Source organism: Nocardiopsis sp. CNZ308, assembly GCF_004217075.1.
The window spans coordinates 4,190,178-4,210,021 of sequence record NZ_SHKJ01000001.1 but is presented as its reverse complement, the minus strand read 5'-3'; the positions used below and the strand labels follow the sequence as shown (position 1 = coordinate 4,210,021).

The window sequence follows — 19,844 nt, the reverse complement described above, 5'->3', positions numbered from 1 at the left end:
CCGGGGCGGGCCGCGCGCCCCGCGCTCCCGCGGTCGGCGCTAGCCGCCGACGAGCTGGTAGAGGTCCACGGACTCGGCCAGCGCGCGCAGTCCGGCGTCACCCGGGTGGAGGTGGTCGCCCGAGTCGTAGGCGGGCAGCATGCGGCTGGGTTCCCGCGGGTCGCGCAGGACCGCGTCGAAGTCCCACACGCCGTCGAAGGGCGACAGGGGATCGTTCGCCCGCGCCCGCAGGCGGTCGTTGACCTGCTGGCGGGCTCGGTCGACCTCCTCGGTGCAGCGTGCCTCGCCCCCGCAGGGGCCGAGCGTGGCCACGAACACCCGCATGCCGTTCTCTCGGGCCAGCCCCGCGATCTCCTCGATCCCGGCGATCACCGACTCGGGCGGGGTGCTCCAGCGCAGGTCGTTGATCCCGGCGAAGACGACCAGGGTGCTCACTCCGCTCTGGGCCAGCACGTCCCGGTGCACCCGGTGGGTCAGCGCCACCCCGGTGGGGTTGGTGGAGACGCCCTCACCCGGGTAACCGTCCCGGATCACGTGGTTCCCGGCCACGCCGAGGTTGAGCACGCCCGGGTTGGGCAGCCCCGGCCGCTCGGCCAGGCGGGCGCTGAGCACGTCGGGCCAGCGGGCGTGGGCGTCGGGGGTGGAGCGGATCCCGTCGGTGATGGAGTCGCCGAAGGCGGCGATCGCGCCCTGCCCTCCGGAGACCTCCACCGCGGTGAGGAAGGGCCACTGCGCGACCCGGCCGGTGAACGGCTCCCCCGTGGTGTCCAGGGTCAGGTCGCCGCTTCCGGGCGCGCTGGTGTAGTTGGTGTCCACCGAGGCGTAGTGCACCGGCGCGGTGGTCACCTGTTCGGGCAGGTGGATGCTGACCAGCACGTCGGTCTGCGGAGGCAGGAGCATCTCGACGGGGTCGCTGAACACCTGTCCCCCGGCCGGGATGACGGTGTCGGAGCGCCCCTCGAAGGTGAGCGGGACCGCGGCGCCGCGGGAGGCGGCGCCGCTTCCGCGCAGCGCGACGGAGGCCGCGCCCACGGTGACGGGGGCGGCCGCGAAGGTGTTGTCCAGGCGGATGCGGACCGTGTGTCCGCCGGTGGTCGTGCGCACCGACAGCCGCAGGGTCTGGTCCCGCCAGGGGCCGACCTCCATGTAGCCGGAGGCGGCGCGCGCCCAGGTGCCCGTCCACTCCGCCTCCGCGGCGCGCCCGCCCACGGAGAACACGTGGATGCGCCCCGCCTCGTCGGCGGTCTCGGGCAGCACCACGTGGGAGATCTCACGGGCGGGGTCCACGGTGACGCCGCGCGCGTACAGGCGCGCCGCGCCGAGGGTGGGACTGGGACCGGCGTGCCGCGCGGAGTTGGCGTAGGGCAGGGTGAGCGCGGCCTCGCTCGCGGGTCCGGCGGTCCAGTGCGGCACGGACAGGGTGAACTCCTGCTCCCGGCCGTCGGCGTAGACGACGCGGCCGGTTCCGGTGACCTCGGCCTCGATGCCGTCGGTGCGAGTCGCGGTGGCCAGGAAGGTGAGCGACCGGTAGCGCTCGTCCGCGAGCCGCAGGAACTGGCCGTCCGAGACCAGGTGGTCGGGACGGCCGGGGGCGTAGTCGGGCAGTTCCAGGGGCGTGCCGAGCAGGACCACCTCGCGGCCGGGCGTCCACCCGGCGGCGGCCAGCGCCTGGGAGGACAGGCTGTTCCCGGAGCCGTCGAGGTCGACGGTGGCGACGGAGGTGTCCCGGGAGACGCCGATCCGGTCGACGAGGCCGCTGAAGGGGACCGCGTTCACGGCGGGGACGGTCTGCTCCCTGGACTCGGAGGGCCCGGCGCCGTCGTCCCGGGAGACGGCGGTGTTGACCACGACCACGAGGAGCACCGCCACGGCCGCCGCGGCCAGGCCGTACAGCAGACGGGGATGGAGGTCCACCCCTTGCCGGTGGGTTCCGCTCCGCCGTGTGCCGTCCGCTCCCAACGCTCGCCTCTCCCCCCGCATGCATCTGTCCACCGACTGTCGGACGCCGCCGGGCGCGCCGTGGTTGTTGAGACGTGGACCACCGCGCCCCTCGGAGCGGCCGCCAGTGTAAACGAGCGGCCACCGCCGGGCGCGGAGGTTCCGGGATGTACTGGACGGCGGGTCGTATGGCCTGCGACCTGCACGGAACGGGAAAACGCGCAGGAGCTTCGGATTCGGGAAGGAGTGCCGCCATATTCGTCCGATGTCAGCCCGGGAAATCGGACGTCCGTTATTCGGATACCGCAGTGAGGACTCACCCGGAAGGAAGGAACATACCAAAGGCACTATAAGTAGACAAAAAACAAACGAAGAAACGGACGCCGCGCCTCCGGGCCCGTGGCGCCGCCGACCCGGCCCGCACCCGCGAGACGGCGGGTCACGGGGCGGTGAGGGGACGGCGGGGCACGTGGCGCGCGTGTCCGGCGCCTTCGGCGGGAAGGGACGACCGCCGCGCCGCGGAACGGCGCCGCCGACCGGGAGGCGGACGGGTTCGAGGGCTTCCGAGACTTCAACGTGTATTCAGCGTGGGCAACCGGACCAGACCGTAGAAGCCCGTAGCCGACCGTAGGGAAAGCGATAGCGCCTCCTGCCTGTATGCACAGGTGGGAGGCGCTTCTTTCGTGTTCGGAGAGGGTAGGCCGGGCAGGACTCGAACCCGCGACCCAGGGATTATGAGTCCCCTGCTCTAACCAACTGAGCTACCGGCCCGCCGTGATCGGCAAACGCCATCCTAACAGGGTGGGTCCGACGTTTCCCCGCCCTAAATCCGTTAACGGACAGGGCCTCCCGGCCGCCCGCCCGGGACGGCGCGGGGACACGTAGCGCGCACCTGGGTCACAGCAAGCGGGAGCGCGCGGTCTAGGGTGGTGAGGTGCGGCGCGAGCCTGGACGGCCCCCAGCGCCCGGTACCGAAGCCGCGTCGAACCCGTTGTGAGCATCGCGGGTCGCGAAACGTCGTCAGGGAGAGTTCACGTCATGTCCAAAGCACCCGTCAACGTCACCGTCACCGGCGCCGCCGGCCAGATCGGCTACGCGCTGCTGTTCCGGATCGCCTCCGGCCAGCTGCTCGGCGCCGACACCCCGGTGAAGCTGCGCCTGCTGGAGATCCCGCAGGCCGTCAAGGCCGCCGAGGGCACGGCGATGGAGCTGGACGACTGCGCCTTCCCGCTGCTCCAGGGCATCGACATCTTCGACGACGCCACCCAGGCCTTCCAGGGCGCCAACGTCGCCCTGCTGGTCGGCGCCCGCCCGCGCGGCAAGGGCATGGAGCGCGGCGACCTGCTGGAGGCCAACGGCGGCATCTTCAAGCCCCAGGGCGAGGCGATCAACGCCGGCGCGGCCGACGACATCCGCGTGCTGGTGGTGGGCAACCCCGCCAACACCAACGCCCTCATCGCGCAGAGCCACGCCCCCGACGTCCCGGCCGAGCGCTTCACCGCGATGACCCGCCTGGACCACAACCGCGCGCTCACCCAGCTCGCCAAGAAGCTCGACGTGTCGATCAACGACATCAAGAAGCTCACGATCTGGGGCAACCACTCCGCCACCCAGTACCCGGACGTGTTCCACGCCGAGGTCAACGGCGCCAACGCGGCCAAGGCCGTCGGCGACCAGGCCTGGCTGGAGAACGACTTCATCCCGACCGTCGCCAAGCGCGGCGCCGCGATCATCGAGGCCCGTGGCGCCTCCTCGGCGGCCTCCGCCGCCAACGCCGCCGTCGACCACGTGTACGACTGGGTCAACGGCACCCCCGAGGGCGACTGGACCTCCGCGGCCATCCCCTCCGACGGCTCCTACGGCGTGCCCGAGGGCATCATCTCCTCCTTCCCCGTCGTCTCGCGCGGCGGCAGTTGGGAGATCGTGCAGGGCCTGGAGATCGACGACTTCTCCCGCACCCGCATCGACGCCTCCGTCAAGGAGCTGGTCGAGGAGCGCGACACCGTGAAGCAGCTCGGTCTGGTCTGACCGCCGGGACGCGCACCGCGAGACCGGTGGCACGACGGGCGCACCCCGCGCGGGGTGCGCCCGTCGCCGTCTCGGGGCCCGGACCCGGCGTGCGGCGGCCGCCGTCCCCAAGGGGGCCGGGAAGCAGGCAGTATAGAGACTGTGAGTCTCATCGATGTGCTTCCGGCCGAACCAGAACCCGACTCCCTCTTCGAGGCGTTCGCTTTGTGGGCCGAGGAGCGGGGCCTCACCCTCTACCCGCACCAGGAGGAGGCCCTCATCGAGGTCGTCTCCGGGTCCAACGTCATCCTCAACACCCCCACCGGCTCGGGCAAGAGCATGGTGGCCACCGGCGCGCTCTTCGCCGCGCTGGCCCGTGACGAGTGCGCGTTCTACACCGCGCCCATCAAGGCGCTGGTGTCGGAGAAGTTCTTCGACCTGTGCAAGATCTTCGGCACCGACAACGTCGGCATGATGACCGGAGACGCCAGCGTCAACGCCGACGCGCCCATCGTGTGCTGCACGGCGGAGGTCCTGGCCCAGATCGCCCTGGCCGAGGGCGCGAACGCCGACATCAACACGGTCGTCATGGACGAGTTCCACTTCTACGCCGAGCCCGACCGCGGGTGGGCGTGGCAGGTGCCGCTGCTGGAGATGCCGCAGGCGCAGTTCCTGCTGATGTCGGCCACCCTGGGCGACGTCAGCCGCTTCGAGGAGGACCTGGAGAAGCGCACCGGGCGCTCCACCGCCGTGGTGTCCTCGGCCGAGCGCCCCGTCCCCCTCTACTACGACTACCGGGTCACCCCGCTGCACGAGACGCTGGAGGAGCTGCTCGGCAGCGGCAACGCCCCCGTGTACATCGTGCACTTCACCCAGGCGCAGGCGGTCGAGCGCGCGCAGTCGCTGACCAGCATCAACATGTGCACCAAGGAGGAGAAGGCGGCGATCGCGGCGGAGATCGGCAACTTCCGCTTCACCACCAAGTTCGGCCGCAACCTGTCCCGCTACGTGCGGCACGGCATCGGCGTGCACCACGCGGGCATGCTGCCCAAGTACCGGCGCCTGGTCGAGCGGCTGGCGCAGTCGGGGCTGCTCAAGGTCATCTGCGGCACCGACACCCTCGGCGTGGGCGTGAACGTGCCCATCCGCACGGTGTTGTTCACCGCGCTGAGCAAGTACGACGGGGTGCGCGTGCGCCGCCTGCGCGCCCGCGAGTTCCACCAGATCGCCGGGCGCGCGGGCCGGGCCGGGTTCGACACCGTGGGCAACGTGGTGGCCCAGGCGCCCGAGCACGTCATCGAGAACGAGAAGGCGCTGGCCAAGGTCGGCGACGACGCCAAGAAGCGGCGCAAGGTGGTGCGCAAGAAGGCACCGGAGGGGTTCGTCTCCTGGGACGAGGCCACCTTCACCAAGCTCATCGAGTCCGACCCCGAGCCCCTGACCTCGCGGTTCAGGGTGAGCAACGCCATGCTGCTGAGCGTGATCGCCCGCCCCGGCGACTGCTTCCCGGCCATGAAGCACCTGCTCACCGAGAACCACGACGACCGCCCCAGGCAGCGCCGCCACATCAGCGAGGCCATCGCCATCTACCGGTCGCTGCTGGACGGCGGGATCGTGGAGGCGCTCCCCGAGCCCGACGCGCAGGGGCGCACCGCGCGGCTGACCGTGGACCTCCAGGCCGACTTCGCGCTCAACCAGCCGCTGTCCACGTTCGCGCTGGCCGCGCTGGACCTGCTGGACAAGGAGTCGCCCGCGTACCCGCTGGACGTGCTCAGCGTGGTGGAGTCCACCCTGGACGACCCGCGGCAGATCCTGGGCGCCCAGCTCAACAAGGCGCGCGGCGAGGCCGTCCAGCAGATGAAGATGGACGGCATCGAGTACGACGAGCGCATGGAGCGGCTGGAGGAGGTCGACTACCCCAAGCCGCTGGAGGAGCTGCTCAGCCACGCCTACGAGGTGTACCGGCGCGGCCACCCGTGGGTGGGCGACCACCCGCTCCGGCCCAAGACGGTGGCCCGGGACATGTACGAGCGGGCGATGACCTTCACCGAGTACGTGGGCTTCTACGAGCTGGCCCGCTCGGAGGGGCTCGTGCTGCGCTACCTGGCCAGCGCGTACAAGGCGCTCAACCAGACGGTGCCCGACGACGCCAAGACCGAGGAGCTGCGCGACCTCATCGAGTGGCTGGGCGAGCTGGTCCGCCAGGTGGACTCCAGTCTGCTGGACGAGTGGGAGCAGCTGACCAACCCCGAGGCGGAGGTGCCGGAGGACGCGGCCGCCGCCGAGGAGAAGGTGCGGCCCGTCACCACCAACGAGCGGGCGTTCCGGGTGCTGGTGCGCAACGAGATGTTCCGCCGCGTGGAGCTGGCCGCCCTGCGCCGCCACGACGAACTGGGGCGGCTGGACGAGGACGGGGAGTGGGACGCCGAGGCCTGGGAGGAGGCCCTGGACGCCTACTTCGAGGAGCACGACGCGATCGGGACGGGGCCGGACGCGCGCGGCCCGGCGATGCTGCTCATCGAGCGGGAGCCGGAGCTGTGGCGGGTCCGCCAGATCTTCGCCGACCCGGCGGGCGACCACGACTGGGGCATCAGCGCCGAGGTGGACCTGGCCGCGTCCGACGCCGAGGGGCGCGCGGTGGTGCACGTGGCGGACGTGGACCGGCTGTAGGGGCGGCAGCGGCAGCGGCAGCGGCAGCGGCAGCGGCAGCGGCAGCGGACGGTGACCGGTCGGCGGTGCGACCGGTTGACAGGTATGGCCTGTTGACGGGCTCGACCGGCTACCGGGGCGTACGCGGTCGGCCGCGGGCACCGCTGGCCGTGCCGGAGCGGCCGTTTCCGGGCACGCCCGTGCCGCCCCTGGGGAAGGGCCCCCTGTACCAAGGAAACACCCCCGGGCCCGGGCCGCGCCACAACCGGATCCGGTCTGTGGACAACCCGGGTCGGGCCGCCTCCGGCGGGTAGAAAGGACGAGACAGGGTCCGGTGCCGCCGGACCCGCTCCCCCGCCCGCCGACCCCTCCCGTTCCAGCGGTCGTGCGGACCTTCACACACAGGAGGTTCGACCATGCCCCTTCCCCTCATCGCCTGGGCCGTCGCCGCGGGAGGCGCCGCGGCCGCCGCCTACGTCGCCCGCCGGATGTCCAGGGACGAGGAGTTCGCCGGAAGGGTCCGCGAGATCGCCGGTTCCCTCGGCAGGTCGGTGTCGGCCAGCGACGAACTCGACGGGCTCCTGGAGATGGAGGAGTCCGTCGCCATGCGCCACCTCGACGCCAGGGCGCCCCGGATGAGCGCCCAGGAGTGGGACGACTTCTCCGGGGCGGTGCACGCCCGCGTCACCAACCCCTACGAGGACGAGGAGACCAAGGCCCGGACGCGCCGCCTGTACTCCTACGCGGGCAAGCTCAGATGACGCGGCCGCCGTCCGCCGCGCTCAGCCCAGCAGGTGGGCGTTGACCTCGCGCACGCCGTCGGCCAGGTCGGGCCGCTCCACGACCGTCCGGCCCGCCGCGCGCAGGCGCTCGGCGCCGTCGCAGTCCACGAACACGGAGGGCTCGCGCCAGGCGAACACCACGCGCGCGACGGGCGTGGCCAGGATCAGCGCCGAGCAGGACAGCGGCCGGGAGGCGCGGGAGCTGCACGGTTCCAGGGACGAGTACAGGGTGGCTCCGGCCAGCCTGGGATCGTCGGCGTCCACCTCCCGCAGGGCCGCCTCCTCGGCGTGGTCGTGCGGGTCGTCGCGGCGCGAGTAGCCCTCGCCCAGGACGGTGCCGTCGGCGGCGACCACCGCGCAGCCCACCGAGAACGCCGTGTCCGAGGGCGGACAGGAGCGGGACAGCTCGACGGTGCGGCGCAGCCACCGGGCGTCGGACTCCCCCTCGGCGGGGGGCGGACCGGCGCTCACGCGTGCGCTCCCGGGTCCAGCCGGTAGCGCAGGACCGCCACGTCGCCCAGCGCCCTGGCCTCCACCAGCCGCATCGGCGCGTCGGGGGTCTGCGGGAAGGCGCCGGGCACGACGAAGCGCGGGGCGTCCTCCTGCCCCACCAGGAAGGGGGCCACCGCCAACCGGAGCTCGTCGACCAGCCCCGAGGTGAGGAAGAGGGTGTGGACGTGCCCGCCGCCCTCGACCAGCAGGCGTCCGACGCCCCGGTCGGCCAGGTCGGCCAGCACGGCCCGGACGGTGGGCGGGTCCCCGGCGTCCACGACCTCCGCGGGCGGGTCCGCGGCGGGTCGGTCGGCCAGCGCGCGCCGGGCGGTGTCCACGCCCGCGCCGCCGGTGTAGACGACGGCTCCCGCGTCCCCGGTGGAGAAGAAGCGGGCCGCGGGGTCGAACTCGCCGCTGCGGGTGACCAGGGCCTTGAGCAGGTGCGCGGTGCGCCCGCGCTCCCGGCGGCGTTCGCGCAGCCGCGGGGAGCGCACCAGCAGCCTGGGATTGTCGGCGCGCAGGGTGCCCGCGCCGACGAGGATGGCGTCGCACTCCGCCCGTAGTTCGTCGATCTCGGCGAAGTCGGCCTCGTTGGACAGGCGCAGCCGCTCGGGCCCGGTGTCGTCGATGCGTCCGTCGACCGACATGGCGCAGCTGAGGATGGTGTACGGGCGGTCCATGGCCCCAGGCTAGGCCACGGCGCGGGGCCGGGCGGTCCGCGCTCGGGGAGCGTCCGCGTCCGCGAGAGCCCTCGGCCGGAAGCGTCTGCGGATGGGAGGGCCGGCGCCGGGGAGGGCCAGCCTCCCAACGGGGTTCCGGTGTTTTCGGACCGCCGCTCCACCGTTCACCGGTTGCGCCGCATTCCGGGGCGCGCCAAGGAATTCCCGCAGGTGGCGACTACGTGTGCGGAATTTCCCTCCGATATGCGCGGGGAACGCTTTTCGCCGTTCCCGCACGGTGAAGGAGCCCGCGGCTCCGCTCCGGGGACGGGACACAACCACCCGTACCCACACGTCTTCACTGTCACACGCGCGCACCCACGAAACCCGGGAAGCCCGCAGCCACAGGCTTACAGGCTCCAGGACCTCATCCTGATTCCCCTCATAATGGACATTAGGTATATAACTCCTAGCCCACCCAGGTCCGCCCTTCGCCACACCCCGCAGTACTTCCCGGGCATCGCGAACACCGATTTTTATGACCGGAGTCTGTGACTCGGTTAACAACACCGCTCACGCGGAATACAATCCAGTGGTCGACCACTCTTCCCACCTCAGACAAGAGGACGGCGATGTCTCGATTCACCTCCCCCCCTTTCCTGAGGCAGGCGGGGGGCAAACACGTCCGCGCCCACCCACCGCCCGCCGTTGACCTGACCCGGCCCAGCGTGGCCCGGCTGCACTCCTTCCACCTCAAGGGCAAGGACCACTTCGAGGCGGACCGGGACCTGGCCGGCCGCGCCGAGCGGGCCGCGCCCGGGTTCCAGGACCTCGTGCTGGGTGAGAGGGCCTTCCTCCAGCGCGCCGTCCGCCACCTGTGCGCGGACCTGGGCATCCGGCAGTTCATCCAGTTCGGCGCGGGGCTGCCCGCACCGGGCGACCCGCACGAGATCGCGCACGAGAGCGATCCCCGCGCGCGCGTCGTCTACGCCACCGACGACCCGGTGGTCCTGACCCACCACCTCGCCCTGCTCCGCGACCGGCGCACCACCACCGCGGTGCGCGCCTCCCTCACCCGCCCGGACAAGCTCCTGGACAGCTCCGAGACCCGGAGCTTCCTCGACCTGGACGAGCCCGTCGGCCTGCTGCTCACCGGTGCCGTCACGCACACCTCCGACGCCGACCACCCGGCCGAGCACATAGCCGCCCTGCGCGACGCCCTGGCTCCCGGCAGCCACATGGTCCTCAGCCACTACTGCCGTCCCGACTCCGCGGTCTTCCCCAAGGACGCGGCGCGGGCCGAGCAGCTGGAGCAGGTGTTCGCCGAACGCCTGCGGTCCGGCCGCTGGCGCTCCCGGCGGGCCATCCTCGACTTCTTCGAGGGCTGGCGCGTCGCCGAACCCGGCGTGATCGAGGTCCAGCGGTGGCGCACGCTGCCCGTGGCCCCGCCGGTACCCGGCTGCTACCAGATGCCCCAGCGCAACCGCCGACTGCTCATCGGCGGCGTCGCCGGAATCTGAGGCGTTACCTCCGCCCCGCGTCGCAGCCGCCCGGATCGGCAGCGGGCGAGGTCCGCCGCCGCGCACACCAGGCCACTCAGCCCCATGGCCCCGACACCGAGCGGTCCCGTGTCCCGACCACGGGAACCCTCGGAGTACTCCAGCGGCCCGAACCGCTGGCGCGGACGGTGGAAGTCCGGCGGGGCGTCCCGGCCGCCCCGTCACCGGGCCCCGGCACCGGCGGATGGCGTCCCAGGGCACGGGCGCGGACCCGGAGCCGCTCTCCGCACCGATGACCGGACGCGTGCCGCCCCGGGTCGCGGCCCTGCGAGCGCGGTCCCGTCCAACGGACCATGCCGCCGTCCCGGCGGACCGGGAAGCCGGTCGGACCGGACCCGGCGCAGCTCTCCTCGACGACCCGTCGCCCCGGTGGACCGGGGGTCCGGCGTCCACGCGCGTGCCGTCCCCCTACTCCCCGTCGGCGCCTGCCGGCCTGGACCCGGCGCACGTCCCGTCCGCCTCGGGGTCCGCCCCGGCGGGCCGGAGCACGCCGGAGCGGAGCGGTGGGGTCGCGGTAGGGGTCAGGGGCTGGTGCAGCTGATGCCGCTGGGAGCCGCGGAGGAGTCGCCGGTGGCGACGAAGCCGAAGGTGACGCTGGCGTCGGCCGCGACGGCTCCGTTCCAGGGGGTGTTGCGTACCGTGACGGCTCCGCTGGTGCCGGTGTTCACCCCGTTCCAGAGGTTGCCCACGGACTGCCCCGGGGCCAGGGTCATGGCGACGCTCCAGCCGTCGAGCGCGCTGGCTCCGTCGTTGCGGACCGTCACCTCACCCTGGAAACCGCCGGACCAGCTGTTGACCGTCCGGTAGTCGGCCGTGCAGGTACCGTCCGCGCCGTCGTCACCGCCACCGTCGTCACCGCCGCCATCGTCGGTCAGGACCGGGGTCCGCCAGTCCCGCCACTCGGACAGGTCGCCGGACCTGCCGGGGGCGACCCGGAACACGCCGGGGGCCTCGCCCGTCCCGTGCAGGAACGCCTCGATGCTCTGCCGCAGCGGGGCCCGCCACTCGGGCCTGGTGGCGCAGTGGGTGCCGTCCTGGACGTCGGACCAGTAGCTGATGTTGTCCTGGGCGCCGAGCGCCTGGTAGACCTGCGCTCCGCCCAGTGCCGCCACGCTCCCGGAGCGGGCGCCCAGCCAGTCGATGTGGGGGTTGTCCATGACCAACAGCCCGCGCGGCGCGATCATGCCCAGGATCTGGTGTGTGTCCACCGGCAGCGTGCTCGGGTCGCCCGTGTGGGATCCGAAGGAGTCCCCCAGCCACGGCTGCTCGCCGTAGGCGCTGCTCAGGGGCTGGGCCCCGCTCTCCCGGGCGACCGCGCGGAAGGCGGGGACGCCGCCGGTGCCCGACTCGATCGGCATGGTCAGGTCGATGCGCTGGTCGAACGCGCCCGCCACGAGGGCACCCTTGCCGTAGCGCGAGCACCCGGTGACGCCGGTCGCGTCCGCCCGGAGGACGCTGCCGCCCGACTGCTCGACGACGTCGATGATGCGGCTGGCGCCCCAGGCCCAGGCCATGAGCAGCCCCGTGCCGCTGGAGGAGCCGTAGATGTCGTAGAACGCGCCCCGCTTGTCGCCGCGCGAGGTGCCCTCGGCCCCGACAGCGAAGGGGTCGTAGCTGATGACGGCGGCGCCCGCGGCGTTGATGGTGGCCGTGTCCGCCCCGAACCCGCCGTAGACGATGACGGCCGGGAAGGGGCCCGAACCGCTCGGCAGGTCCACCGACGCCGAGAAGCTGGTGCTGCGCCCCTGGTCCGTCACGTTCACGGTGATGCCGGACGAGGTGACCGTGCCCGTGACGCTGTCGGGCGGCGCGGGTCTGTCCCCGTACACGGAGCGCTCCGCCAGTTCGTGGATCTCCGCCCGGCGGCACTCCCACTCCTCCAGGGTGGAGACGCGGGTGCCGTCCAGGCTGGTGAAGGGGTCGGGAAGCAGGGGGTCGGCGGCCGGGCGGCCGGGGTCGGGCACCGCGCAGTCGGCGCCGTTGTGCTCGGCGGCGGGTTCGGCCTGCGCGGCGGCGCCGGTCGGCGGGAGGAGGGTGGTGACCAGACCGGCCGCGGCCACGAGGGCCGTGGCCGCCCACACCCGGGATCGGTGGCGGTGGAAGCGCATGGGGTCCTCCGGAGGGAGGGCGCGCGGTCGGCCGGAACGGCCCTTGCCGGACGGCGTCGGGTCGCGTACCCGCCGGTGCGCGCCGGACGGGGGGTGGTGCCGGTCCGGCCCGACGGGGGCGCCGCCGCGCGTGCGGCGGCGGGGAGCAGCATGCGGACTTCCGGTGGGACGGGGGCCGGAACCGGCGGTGCGAGCCTCCATGCTAGGAAGGGTTTTCGGGTTTTTTCCAGTGGAGTAACGGAAGTTTTCCGGAATACCCGGGAAAATGAGGCGCGCGTGCGCGAACGAGTGAGACGGCAGGGGCGTCTGGGATTCCGGGAACCGCAGTGCCCTCTGTGGACACCGATACTTTCTGTGGGCCCGAAGGCCGGGCACAAAAAAGGACAGGGCCCCTCCCCCGTGGGGGAAGGACCCTGTCCCACCGCTCCCGCGATTGGACTCGAACCAATAACCTGCCGGTTAACAGCCGGCTGCTCTGCCGATTGAGCTACGCGGGATCGCGCTGGTCCCCGAACCCCGGGGGCTCGGCGACGTCCCCTAGCCTAGCGCCTTCCGGAGGGTGCTCGCGACGTGTTTTCGCCCCCGCGCACCGGCTCCGGTCACCCGCCCGACCGCCCGAAAGGCCGAGGGCCCGCCGGATGCTTCCGACGGGCCCTCCGGGCGCTCCCGCGATTGGACTCGAACCAATAACCTGCCGGTTAACAGCCGGCTGCTCTGCCGATTGAGCTACGCGGGATGGCGTGCGCCCCGCGGCGGGGGCCGCGGCGACACATCAAGCCTAGCGTCCCCGCGGAGTGCTCGTGACCGGTGTCGGCATGTGTGGCGGGGTCGCGACGGGGTAACGTCGAGCACGGATCACGCCGATCGTCTCCAAAGGGTGAAGAGGTAGACCATGCGTTACCGGATCACGTTCGCCGCCGGACTCGCCATCGGTTACGTCCTGGGAGCACGGGCGGGCAGGGCCCGCTACGAGCAGCTCGCGCGCACCGCGCGCAAGGTGGCCGACAGCCCGGTCGTCCAGGAGGTCGCCGGCCTGGTCGGCGCCCAGGTCAGCAACGCGGGCCGCACCGTCTACGACAAGGCCGTGGACAAGATGCCGGTCACGTCCGTGCGCGACTTCCTCGCGCGGCCCACCGACGAGGAGATCGAACTCGTCGAGTGGGAGAGCCACAGGTCCAACGGCACCCAGCCTCCGGAGGAGAACGGCTCCCCCGGCAACGGCGGGAACCGCTAGTGGCCCTGTTCTCCAGAGGCGTACCCGCCTCGCTGCGCGCCCGGCTGGAGCGGGGTGAGCGCGTGCTGGCCCACGCGCCCGTCGCCTCTCCGGCCGGGGTGGCGGCGCCCGTGCTGGCCGCCACCACCCGGGCCCTGCACCTGCCCGACGGGCGCGCGGTGCCCTGGCAGGACATCGACCAGGCCAGTTGGAGCCCCGACGCCTTCACCTTCATGGAGGAGGGCGCGGGCGAGCACACGGTGCGGCTGCGCTCGGACCCGGACGCGGACGGCGTGGACTACCGCCGCCTGGCCGAGACCGTCTCCGAGCGGGTCACCGCGACCATCCTGGTCAACCGCTTCGTGCCCTTCCCCGATCCGGACTCCTCCACGGGCTTTCGCCTGGTGGCGCGGCGGCCGCCCGGCGGCGCCGACGTGGCCTGGCGCATCCACCTGGGCGAGGGGGTGGACCAGCGGGACCCGCGCCTGCCCGACGCCGTCTCCCGTTCCCTGGACGCCCTCCACGACCAGATGGGCGTGTGAGCCGCGCCCGAGGACCCCTCGCCGCCCGGTCGGAGCCGGGCGGCGGGACGGCCCCCTCCGCCCGGCGCCGGGTGGCAGCCGGTCAGCAGACGTCGAAGACGTAGTCCCCGTGGCCGGGGCCGACCAGGTTCAGGTCGCGCAGGATCATCCGGGAGGGCGCGCCCGGAGCCGCGCAGGCCTCCTCGAAGGCCATCCCCGCCTCCTCCAGCGCGTGGGGGTACTCCACCGCCAGGACGGCGTCGCCGTAGACGCCGGTGTAGGCCTCGCACTCGTTCCACACCGCGCACTCCTCGGTCACGGCGAAGTCGAAGCCGACCTCCTCCCTGCCGCGCCCGGTGACCTCGGCGGCGTTCTTCTGGCCCGCGGCCATGCCGTGTCCGTGGGTGAGTTCGACCAGTTCGGCGGCCAGCGCGAGGTTGTCGTCGATCGTGAGCAGGCCCTGGGAGCGCAGGTTGGAGTCGAGGTTGTCGAACTCGACCGCGTCGAAGCCCTTGTCCGCGCAGCCGGCGACCGTCTCACCGAGGACGGCGGCGATGTCGGAGCGCTTGTCCTCGGTGGAGGTGTCCAGGAGGCGCTCGTCGTCCCAGTCCTCGTCGATGACCGGCTCGCCCGAGGCGTCGCGCAGGATCAGGTCCGGGTGCTCCTCCAGCCACCACTCCAGGTCGCCGGGCTGGGTCTGGAAGCCGTTGACGTAGCAGACGGAGTACATCCCCTCCGCCGGTTCGGAGGCGGAGTCGCGCACCACCGTGCCCACGCCCGAGGGCGGGGTGTAGGAGGCGCCGAGCTGGTAGTCCAACGTGCCCTCGGGGAAGCCCTCGAAGGCGGCCGCCTCGGCGGCGGTGTCGGCGGTGCCCCCGGTGGAGGAGGCGGACGAGGCGAGTTCGCCTCCGCCCTGGCCCGCGCAGCCCGCGGCCAGGAGCGCCGTCAGGCCGACGGCCGCGACCGCGCGGAGTCCGGTGGGTGTGGACATGGAGGAACCCCGTTCTGCGGCGGTGGGGTGTTCCGCCGCCTGGTGGTCGGCGGTCCCGCCGCGCGGGCGGGACGACGCCTACGGTAGGTGCTCGCGCCCGGTCCGCGGGACGCGGAGGGGGTCACGGGCGGGGCCCGCGCCGGAACGCACGGTCACCCTAGCCACGGACGCGGTCCGGCGAAAGGCTCGGCCTCCGGGCCACTAGCCGGACGCGTCCCCCGGAGGGCCCGGAACTGCGGGAACCCACCGGGGGTGTCGGCAGGGTCACACGCCTCCCAGGACACGTCAGGAGTCACACAAGGTCGGGGCGCCCGGCCGACTCCCGCGCGTCGCGTTCGGCCAGCCCCCGCGCCAGCACCTCGGCCAGGTGCAGCGCCCGGCGGCCCGCTCCCTGTTCGATCTGGGTGCGGCAGCTGTAGCCGTCGGCCAGCACCAGCGTGTCCGGGGAGGCACCGCGCACGCGGGGCAGCAGCTCGCGTTCGCCGATGGCCGCGGACACCTCGTAGTGGCCCTCGGTGAACCCGAAGTCGCCCGCCAGCCCGCAGCAGCCCGAGTCCAGCACCTCTCCGTCGATCCCCGCGCGGGCGATCAGCTCGCGGTCGGCGTCGAAGCCGATCACCGCGTGCTGGTGGCAGTGCACCTGCGCCAGGGCCGAGGCCGCGATCCGGGGCGGCCGCCAGTCCGGGGCGTACTCGTTGAGGAAGCCCGCGAGGGTGTGCACGGCCGCGGCCACCCGCTCGCTGCTCTCGCCCGGGAGCAGTTCGACCAGGTCGTGGCGGAGCGCGGCGGTGCAGCTGGGCTCCAGGCCCACCACGGGCAGCCCCTCCTCCACCAGCGGCTCCAGCGCCCGCACCGCGCGGCGCATCACGGCGCGGGCGGTGTCCAGCTGGCCGGTGGACACCCACGTCAGGCCGCAGCACACCTGCCCCCGGGGCAGCACCACGGTGAACCCGGCGTCCTCCAGCACGCGCACGGCGGCCGCGGGCACGTTCGGGTTGAGGTGGTTGCCGAAGGTGTCCGGCCACAGCACCACCCTCGGTCCGCCGGCGCGGGCCCGCCCGCGCGCGGCGCGGCGCCGGAACGCGCGGGTGAAGGTGGTGCGGGCGAACGACGGCAGGTCGCGCTGGGCGGCCACGCCCGCGACCCTCTTGGCCAGGCGCGACACCCCCGGCAGCCGGGCGGCGCGGTTGGCCTCGGCCGGGGCGAGCGAGGCCAGGCGCGCCCAGAGGGGCAGCCAGCCCATGGAGTAGTGGGCGGCCGGGCGGACCCTGCCCCGGTAGTGCTGGTGCAGGAACTCGGCCTTGTAGGAGGCCATGTCCACGTTGACCGGGCAGTCGCTCAGGCAGCCCTTGCAGGACAGGCACAGGTCCAGGCTCTCGCGCACCTCCTCCGAGCGCCAGCCGTCGGTGATGACGTCGCCGCTGGCCATCTCGAACAGCAGGTGGGCGCGGCCGCGGGTGGAGTGCTTCTCCTCCTGGGTGACCTGGTAGCTGGGGCACATGACGCCCGGTCCCTCCTGGCGGCGGCACTTGCCCACCCCGGAGCAGCGGCGCAGCGCCTTGGCGAGGTCGCCCCCGTCCTCTCGGTAGGCCAGTTCGGCCCGCGAGAGCAGCGGCAGCACCGGGCCGGGGCCGGAGGGGCCGGGGACGGCGGCCACCCGGACGTCGGCGTCCAGCGGCAGCGGATCGACGATGACGCCGGGGTTCATGAGGCCCGCGGGGTCCCAGATCCGCTTGAACTCGCCGAAGGCGCGGAGGAGGGAGGCCGGGTACATGCGGGCCAGGAGTTCCGAGCGCGCCTGTCCGTCGCCGTGCTCGCCCGACAGGGAGCCGCCGTGCCGGACCACGGTGTCGGCGGCCTCCTCCATGAACTCCCGGTACTCGCGCCGTCCCCGCTCGGTGGTGAGCTCGAAGTCGATGCGCACGTGCAGGCAGCCGTCGCCGAAGTGGCCGTAGACCACGCCGAAGCGGCCGTGGCGCTCCATGAGCGCCTCGAAGTCGCGCAGGTAGTCGCCCAGGTTCTCGGGCGGCACGGCGGCGTCCTCCCAGCCCGACCAGGCCTCGGCCCCCGAGGGCGTGCGCTGGGTGAGCCCGGCGCCCTCCTCCCGGATGCGCCAGAGCGCCTTCTGGTGGGCGGGGTCGGAGACGACGAGGGCGTCGCGGGGCCGGGAGGCGCCCGACAGGGCGGCGAGCATGCCCTGCGCGGCGTCGGCGGCGTCCCGGGGGTCCTTCCCGGCGACCTCCACCAGGAGCCAGGCCCCGCCCTCGGGCAGCGGTACGCGCGAGCCGGAGCCGAACCGGTCCAGGGAGGCGACCATGCGGTGGTTGATGCCCTCGACGGTGAGCGGGCTGTGGCCGAGCAGGTCGGGGACGGCGTCGGCGGCCGCGGGGGCGTCGGGGTAGCCGAGGACGGCCAGGGCGCGGGCGGGCGGCGACTCGACCAGGCGCACGGTGGCGCCGAGGACGAACACGCAGGTGCCCTCGGTGCCCACGAGGGCGGCGGCGACGTCGCGGCCCTTCTCCGGCAGCAGGCGGTCCAGGGAGTAGCCGGACACGCGGCGGCGGAAGTCGGGCATCGCGGTGCGCAGTTCGGCGCGGTGGGCGTCCACGAGGCGGGCGAGGGCGGCGTGGATCTGGCCCTCGCGTCCGGGACGCGCGGCCAGGGCGCGGTGCTCCTCGTCGCCGTCGCTGGAGCCGACGGTGAGCCGGGTCCCGTCGCTGAGCAACACGTCGAGGGAGACGATGTTGTCGGCGGTGGTGCCCCAGGCGACCGAGTGGGAGCCGCAGGCGTTGTTGCCGACCATGCCGCCCACGGTGCAGCGGCTGTGGGTGGAGGGGTCGGGGGCGAAGGTGAGCCCGTGCTCGGCGGCGGCGCGGCGCAGGTCGTCGAGGATGACGCCGGGCTGCACGGTGGCGGTGCGCGCCACGGGGTCGATGTGCTCGATGGCGCGCAGGTGGCGGGAGGTGTCGATGACGACACCGGTGCCGATGGCGTTGCCCGCGATGGAGGTGCCGCCGCCCCGGGGCACGATCGCCGCACCGTGCTCGGCGCAGGCGCGGACCGCCGCCACGCAGTCCTCGACGGTCTCGGGGACCACCACGGCCAGCGGGACCCGGCGGTAGTTGGAGGCGTCGGAGGTGTAGAGGGCGCGGGTGCCCGCGTCGAAGGCGACCGTGCCCCGGACGCGGCTCTCCAGGTCGCGGCGCAGGGCGGCGACGTCGGTTCGGGCTGTGGTGGTGCTGTGCGGGTCGGCCATGGTGCCAGCGTGGCGGCTGCGGCCGCGGCGCCGCAAGCGTGCCGCGCTGCCCCGCCGCGCCGTCCGGAGCCGGGAGCACGCGGCCCGGGACCGGAGCGCGGGGTCGGGGGCCGGTGCCCGGGAGCCTGGTCGGGGACGCGGGGGCCGGGAGCCCGGAGCCGGGGCCGGGCATCCCGGGGGTTCAGCCCCCGAGGGACTCGTCCATGGCCCGCACCAGCTCGCCGCGGGGGTCCATGTCCAGGTTCCACACCATGAGCCCGCCCAGCCCCTGTTCGAGCACGTACTCGCCCTTGAGGCGGATCACCTCGGGGTCGTCGTAGGCCCACCACTCGTCGCCGTCCAGGACCCAGGAGGCGCCCGCCTCCTCGTCCAGGGCGCGGGGGCCCTCGATCTCCTGGAGTTCGGAGAAGGCCGTGGTCGGGCCGTCGTAGCGGTCCTCGGCGGGTCCCGCGACCGGCCGCCCCGGCCCGGGATCGGAGGGGTCCTCCAGCCGCCAGCCGCGGCCGAAGGCCGGAACGCCCATCACGAGCCGGTCCGGCGGCGCGCCCAGGTCCACGTAGCGCCGCACCGCCCGGTCGACGCTGTTGGCGTCGGCGTCGGAGGTGTACAGGTTGGAGTGGTAGGCGGTCCGCTCGCTCCACGGGCCGGCGAAGTCGTAGCCCTGCACGGTGGCGAAGTCCAGGTACTCGAAGACCCGCGCGTCGTAGGCCTGGCTGGCCGCGGCCCCGCCGGGCAGCGACGCGGACAGGACGTACTCCTCGCCGGTCTCCCGGGACAGCGCGTCCATCTGGCGGCGGAACTCGGCCGCCAGGAGGGTGAAGTTGGCGGCGTCGTCGGGGTGCTCCACGTTGTCCGGGTGACCCGCTCCCCCGGGCCACTCCCAGTCCAGGTCGATGCCGTCGAAGATCCCCGCGGCCGCCCCGTCGCCGCCCTGCGGCTCGTCCTCGAACACCGGCAGGTCGCCGCGCAGCCACAGGTCCAGGCAGGAGGCCACGAAGGCCTCCCGGGACTCGGGGGTGCGGGCCGCGGTGGAGAAGTGCGTGGACCAGTTCCAGCCGCCCAGGGACAGGCTGGCCCTCAGGCGGGGGTGCCTCTCCTGGAGCTGGCGCAGCTGGTTGAGGCTGCCCGCGAGCTCCTGTTCGTACTCGTCGGCCCGCCCGCTGACGCTCTCGTCGGCGTCGTAGCGCCGCTGGTACAGCTCCCAGGGCTGGTCGTGGGTGCCCGGGACGTGGCACAGGCCCTCGGAGCTGATGTCGCCGAACGCCCACATCAGGCGGGTCAGGTGCTCGGGGGCTCCGCTGTCCTCCAGCTCCTTGACGGTGTAGCCGCGGTTGGCCACGTTCCAGTCGGCGAAGTACCCGAGGCGCTCGGGGTTCCTTCCGGTCGCGGCCACGAAGACCCCCGTGATCAGCACTGCGGCGGCCACGACCGCGCCCAGGACGAGCAGGGGTCGGCGCCTCGGGAGCGGCGCGCCGTCCGGCGGGGCTGGCGTGGTTCTCACACCCACGACGGTAGACGCCGAGCGTGTCGGATGCGGTGGATCGACACCGGTTCGGCCACATCAGGCCGACCGTCCGCCGGACGGGAACCCCGGGGGCGGCCCACGCGTTGGTGGTGACCGCCGACCGTCCGAACGCGGTCCGGCCCCGCCGAACGCCCCGTGCCCCCG

Annotated in this window: 13 protein-coding genes and 3 tRNA genes; 6 read left to right on the top strand and 10 right to left on the bottom strand. The window is 73.5% G+C overall.

Annotated elements, in window-relative coordinates:
• Positions 1-39: 39 nt before the first annotated feature.
• Together EV372_RS18165 and EV372_RS18160 are read right to left on the bottom strand one after the other, a co-directional pair.
• A complete protein-coding gene (locus EV372_RS18165) occupies positions 40-1,980 on the bottom strand; it encodes an SGNH/GDSL hydrolase family protein (protein ID WP_130396943.1) in 1,941 nt (646 codons plus the stop codon).
• Positions 1,981-2,635: 655 nt separating this feature from the next.
• Positions 2,636-2,709: transfer RNA gene (locus EV372_RS18160), tRNA-Ile, on the bottom strand.
• 267 nt (positions 2,710-2,976) lie between these two features.
• Between EV372_RS18160 and EV372_RS18155 the strand changes: the two genes are divergently transcribed.
• The 3 genes from EV372_RS18155 (at position 2,977) to EV372_RS18145 (ending at position 7,355) form a co-directional block, all read left to right on the top strand.
• Positions 2,977-3,966, top strand: coding sequence for a malate dehydrogenase (locus EV372_RS18155; RefSeq protein WP_130396942.1), 990 nt, complete (start codon positions 2,977-2,979; stop codon positions 3,964-3,966).
• A 156-nt stretch (positions 3,967-4,122) separates the two neighbouring features.
• Positions 4,123-6,615, top strand: coding sequence for a DEAD/DEAH box helicase (locus EV372_RS18150; protein WP_130398984.1), 2,493 nt, complete (start codon positions 4,123-4,125; stop codon positions 6,613-6,615).
• A gap of 395 nt (positions 6,616-7,010) precedes the next feature.
• The gene (locus EV372_RS18145) at positions 7,011-7,355 is read left to right on the top strand and encodes a hypothetical protein (protein ID WP_130396941.1); all 345 of its coding nucleotides are present in this window, start codon (positions 7,011-7,013) and stop codon (positions 7,353-7,355) included.
• Between the two features lie 21 nt (positions 7,356-7,376).
• Here the strand turns inward: EV372_RS18145 and EV372_RS18140 are convergent, their stop codons facing one another.
• Together EV372_RS18140 and EV372_RS18135 are read right to left on the bottom strand one after the other, a co-directional pair.
• A complete protein-coding gene (locus tag EV372_RS18140) occupies positions 7,377-7,847 on the bottom strand; it encodes a cytidine/deoxycytidylate deaminase family protein (protein ID WP_013151822.1) in 471 nt (156 codons plus the stop codon).
• Positions 7,844-8,548 (bottom strand): RibD family protein, encoded by a 705-nt coding sequence (locus tag EV372_RS18135; RefSeq protein ID WP_130396940.1) that lies wholly within the window; start codon positions 8,546-8,548, stop codon positions 7,844-7,846. Before EV372_RS18135 ends, EV372_RS18140 begins: the two co-directional genes overlap by 4 nt.
• A gap of 611 nt (positions 8,549-9,159) precedes the next feature.
• Here EV372_RS18135 and EV372_RS18130 point away from each other — a divergent pair.
• Positions 9,160-10,047, top strand: coding sequence for an SAM-dependent methyltransferase (locus tag EV372_RS18130; protein WP_130396939.1), 888 nt, complete (start codon positions 9,160-9,162; stop codon positions 10,045-10,047).
• A gap of 560 nt (positions 10,048-10,607) precedes the next feature.
• Here the strand turns inward: EV372_RS18130 and EV372_RS18125 are convergent.
• The 3 genes from EV372_RS18125 to EV372_RS18115 form a co-directional block, all read right to left on the bottom strand.
• Positions 10,608-12,194, bottom strand: coding sequence for a glucuronyl esterase domain-containing protein (locus EV372_RS18125; RefSeq protein ID WP_130396938.1), 1,587 nt, complete (start codon positions 12,192-12,194; stop codon positions 10,608-10,610).
• A 424-nt stretch (positions 12,195-12,618) separates the two neighbouring features.
• Positions 12,619-12,691, bottom strand: a tRNA-Asn gene (locus tag EV372_RS18120).
• A gap of 166 nt (positions 12,692-12,857) precedes the next feature.
• Positions 12,858-12,930, bottom strand: a tRNA-Asn gene (locus EV372_RS18115).
• A 156-nt stretch (positions 12,931-13,086) separates the two neighbouring features.
• Between EV372_RS18115 and EV372_RS18110 the strand changes: the two genes are divergently transcribed.
• Both EV372_RS18110 and EV372_RS18105 read left to right on the top strand, forming a co-directional pair.
• The gene (locus EV372_RS18110; protein WP_013151819.1) at positions 13,087-13,428 is read left to right on the top strand and encodes a hypothetical protein; all 342 of its coding nucleotides are present in this window, start codon (positions 13,087-13,089) and stop codon (positions 13,426-13,428) included.
• Positions 13,428-13,949: a hypothetical protein gene (locus tag EV372_RS18105; protein ID WP_130396937.1), complete on the top strand. Its 522-nt coding sequence runs from the start codon at positions 13,428-13,430 to the stop codon at positions 13,947-13,949. Before EV372_RS18110 ends, EV372_RS18105 begins: the two co-directional genes overlap by 1 nt.
• Positions 13,950-14,031: 82 nt before the next feature.
• Here EV372_RS18105 and EV372_RS18100 read toward each other — a convergent pair whose 3' ends face one another.
• The 3 genes from EV372_RS18100 to EV372_RS18090 form a co-directional block, all read right to left on the bottom strand.
• Positions 14,032-14,919 (bottom strand): endo alpha-1,4 polygalactosaminidase, encoded by an 888-nt coding sequence (locus EV372_RS18100; RefSeq protein ID WP_130396936.1) that lies wholly within the window; start codon positions 14,917-14,919, stop codon positions 14,032-14,034.
• A gap of 292 nt (positions 14,920-15,211) precedes the next feature.
• The gene (locus EV372_RS18095; RefSeq protein WP_130396935.1) at positions 15,212-18,175 is read right to left on the bottom strand and encodes an FAD-binding and (Fe-S)-binding domain-containing protein; all 2,964 of its coding nucleotides are present in this window, start codon (positions 18,173-18,175) and stop codon (positions 15,212-15,214) included.
• Between the two features lie 181 nt (positions 18,176-18,356).
• On the bottom strand, positions 18,357-19,676 hold the full coding sequence (locus EV372_RS18090; RefSeq protein WP_253797073.1) for a glycoside hydrolase family 18 protein: 1,320 nt from the start codon (positions 19,674-19,676) through the stop codon (positions 18,357-18,359).
• Positions 19,677-19,844 lie beyond the last annotated feature (168 nt).

What these genes read in the sequence shown, in the direction of transcription:
- EV372_RS18145 (WP_130396941.1), top strand. Translation starts at nt 7,011, where the DNA reads ATGCCCCTTCCCCTCATCGCCTGGGCCGTCGCCGCGGGAGGCGCCGCG.
- EV372_RS18165 (WP_130396943.1), bottom strand. Translation starts at nt 1,980, where the DNA reads ATGCGGGGGGAGAGGCGAGCGTTGGGAGCGGACGGCACACGGCGGAGC.
- EV372_RS18110 (WP_013151819.1), top strand. Translation starts at nt 13,087, where the DNA reads ATGCGTTACCGGATCACGTTCGCCGCCGGACTCGCCATCGGTTACGTC.
- EV372_RS18135 (WP_130396940.1), bottom strand. Translation starts at nt 8,548, where the DNA reads ATGGACCGCCCGTACACCATCCTCAGCTGCGCCATGTCGGTCGACGGA.
- EV372_RS18130 (WP_130396939.1), top strand. Translation starts at nt 9,160, where the DNA reads ATGTCTCGATTCACCTCCCCCCCTTTCCTGAGGCAGGCGGGGGGCAAA.
- EV372_RS18125 (WP_130396938.1), bottom strand. Translation starts at nt 12,194, where the DNA reads ATGCGCTTCCACCGCCACCGATCCCGGGTGTGGGCGGCCACGGCCCTC.
- EV372_RS18095 (WP_130396935.1), bottom strand. Translation starts at nt 18,175, where the DNA reads ATGGCCGACCCGCACAGCACCACCACAGCCCGAACCGACGTCGCCGCC.
- EV372_RS18100 (WP_130396936.1), bottom strand. Translation starts at nt 14,919, where the DNA reads ATGTCCACACCCACCGGACTCCGCGCGGTCGCGGCCGTCGGCCTGACG.
- EV372_RS18155 (WP_130396942.1), top strand. Translation starts at nt 2,977, where the DNA reads ATGTCCAAAGCACCCGTCAACGTCACCGTCACCGGCGCCGCCGGCCAG.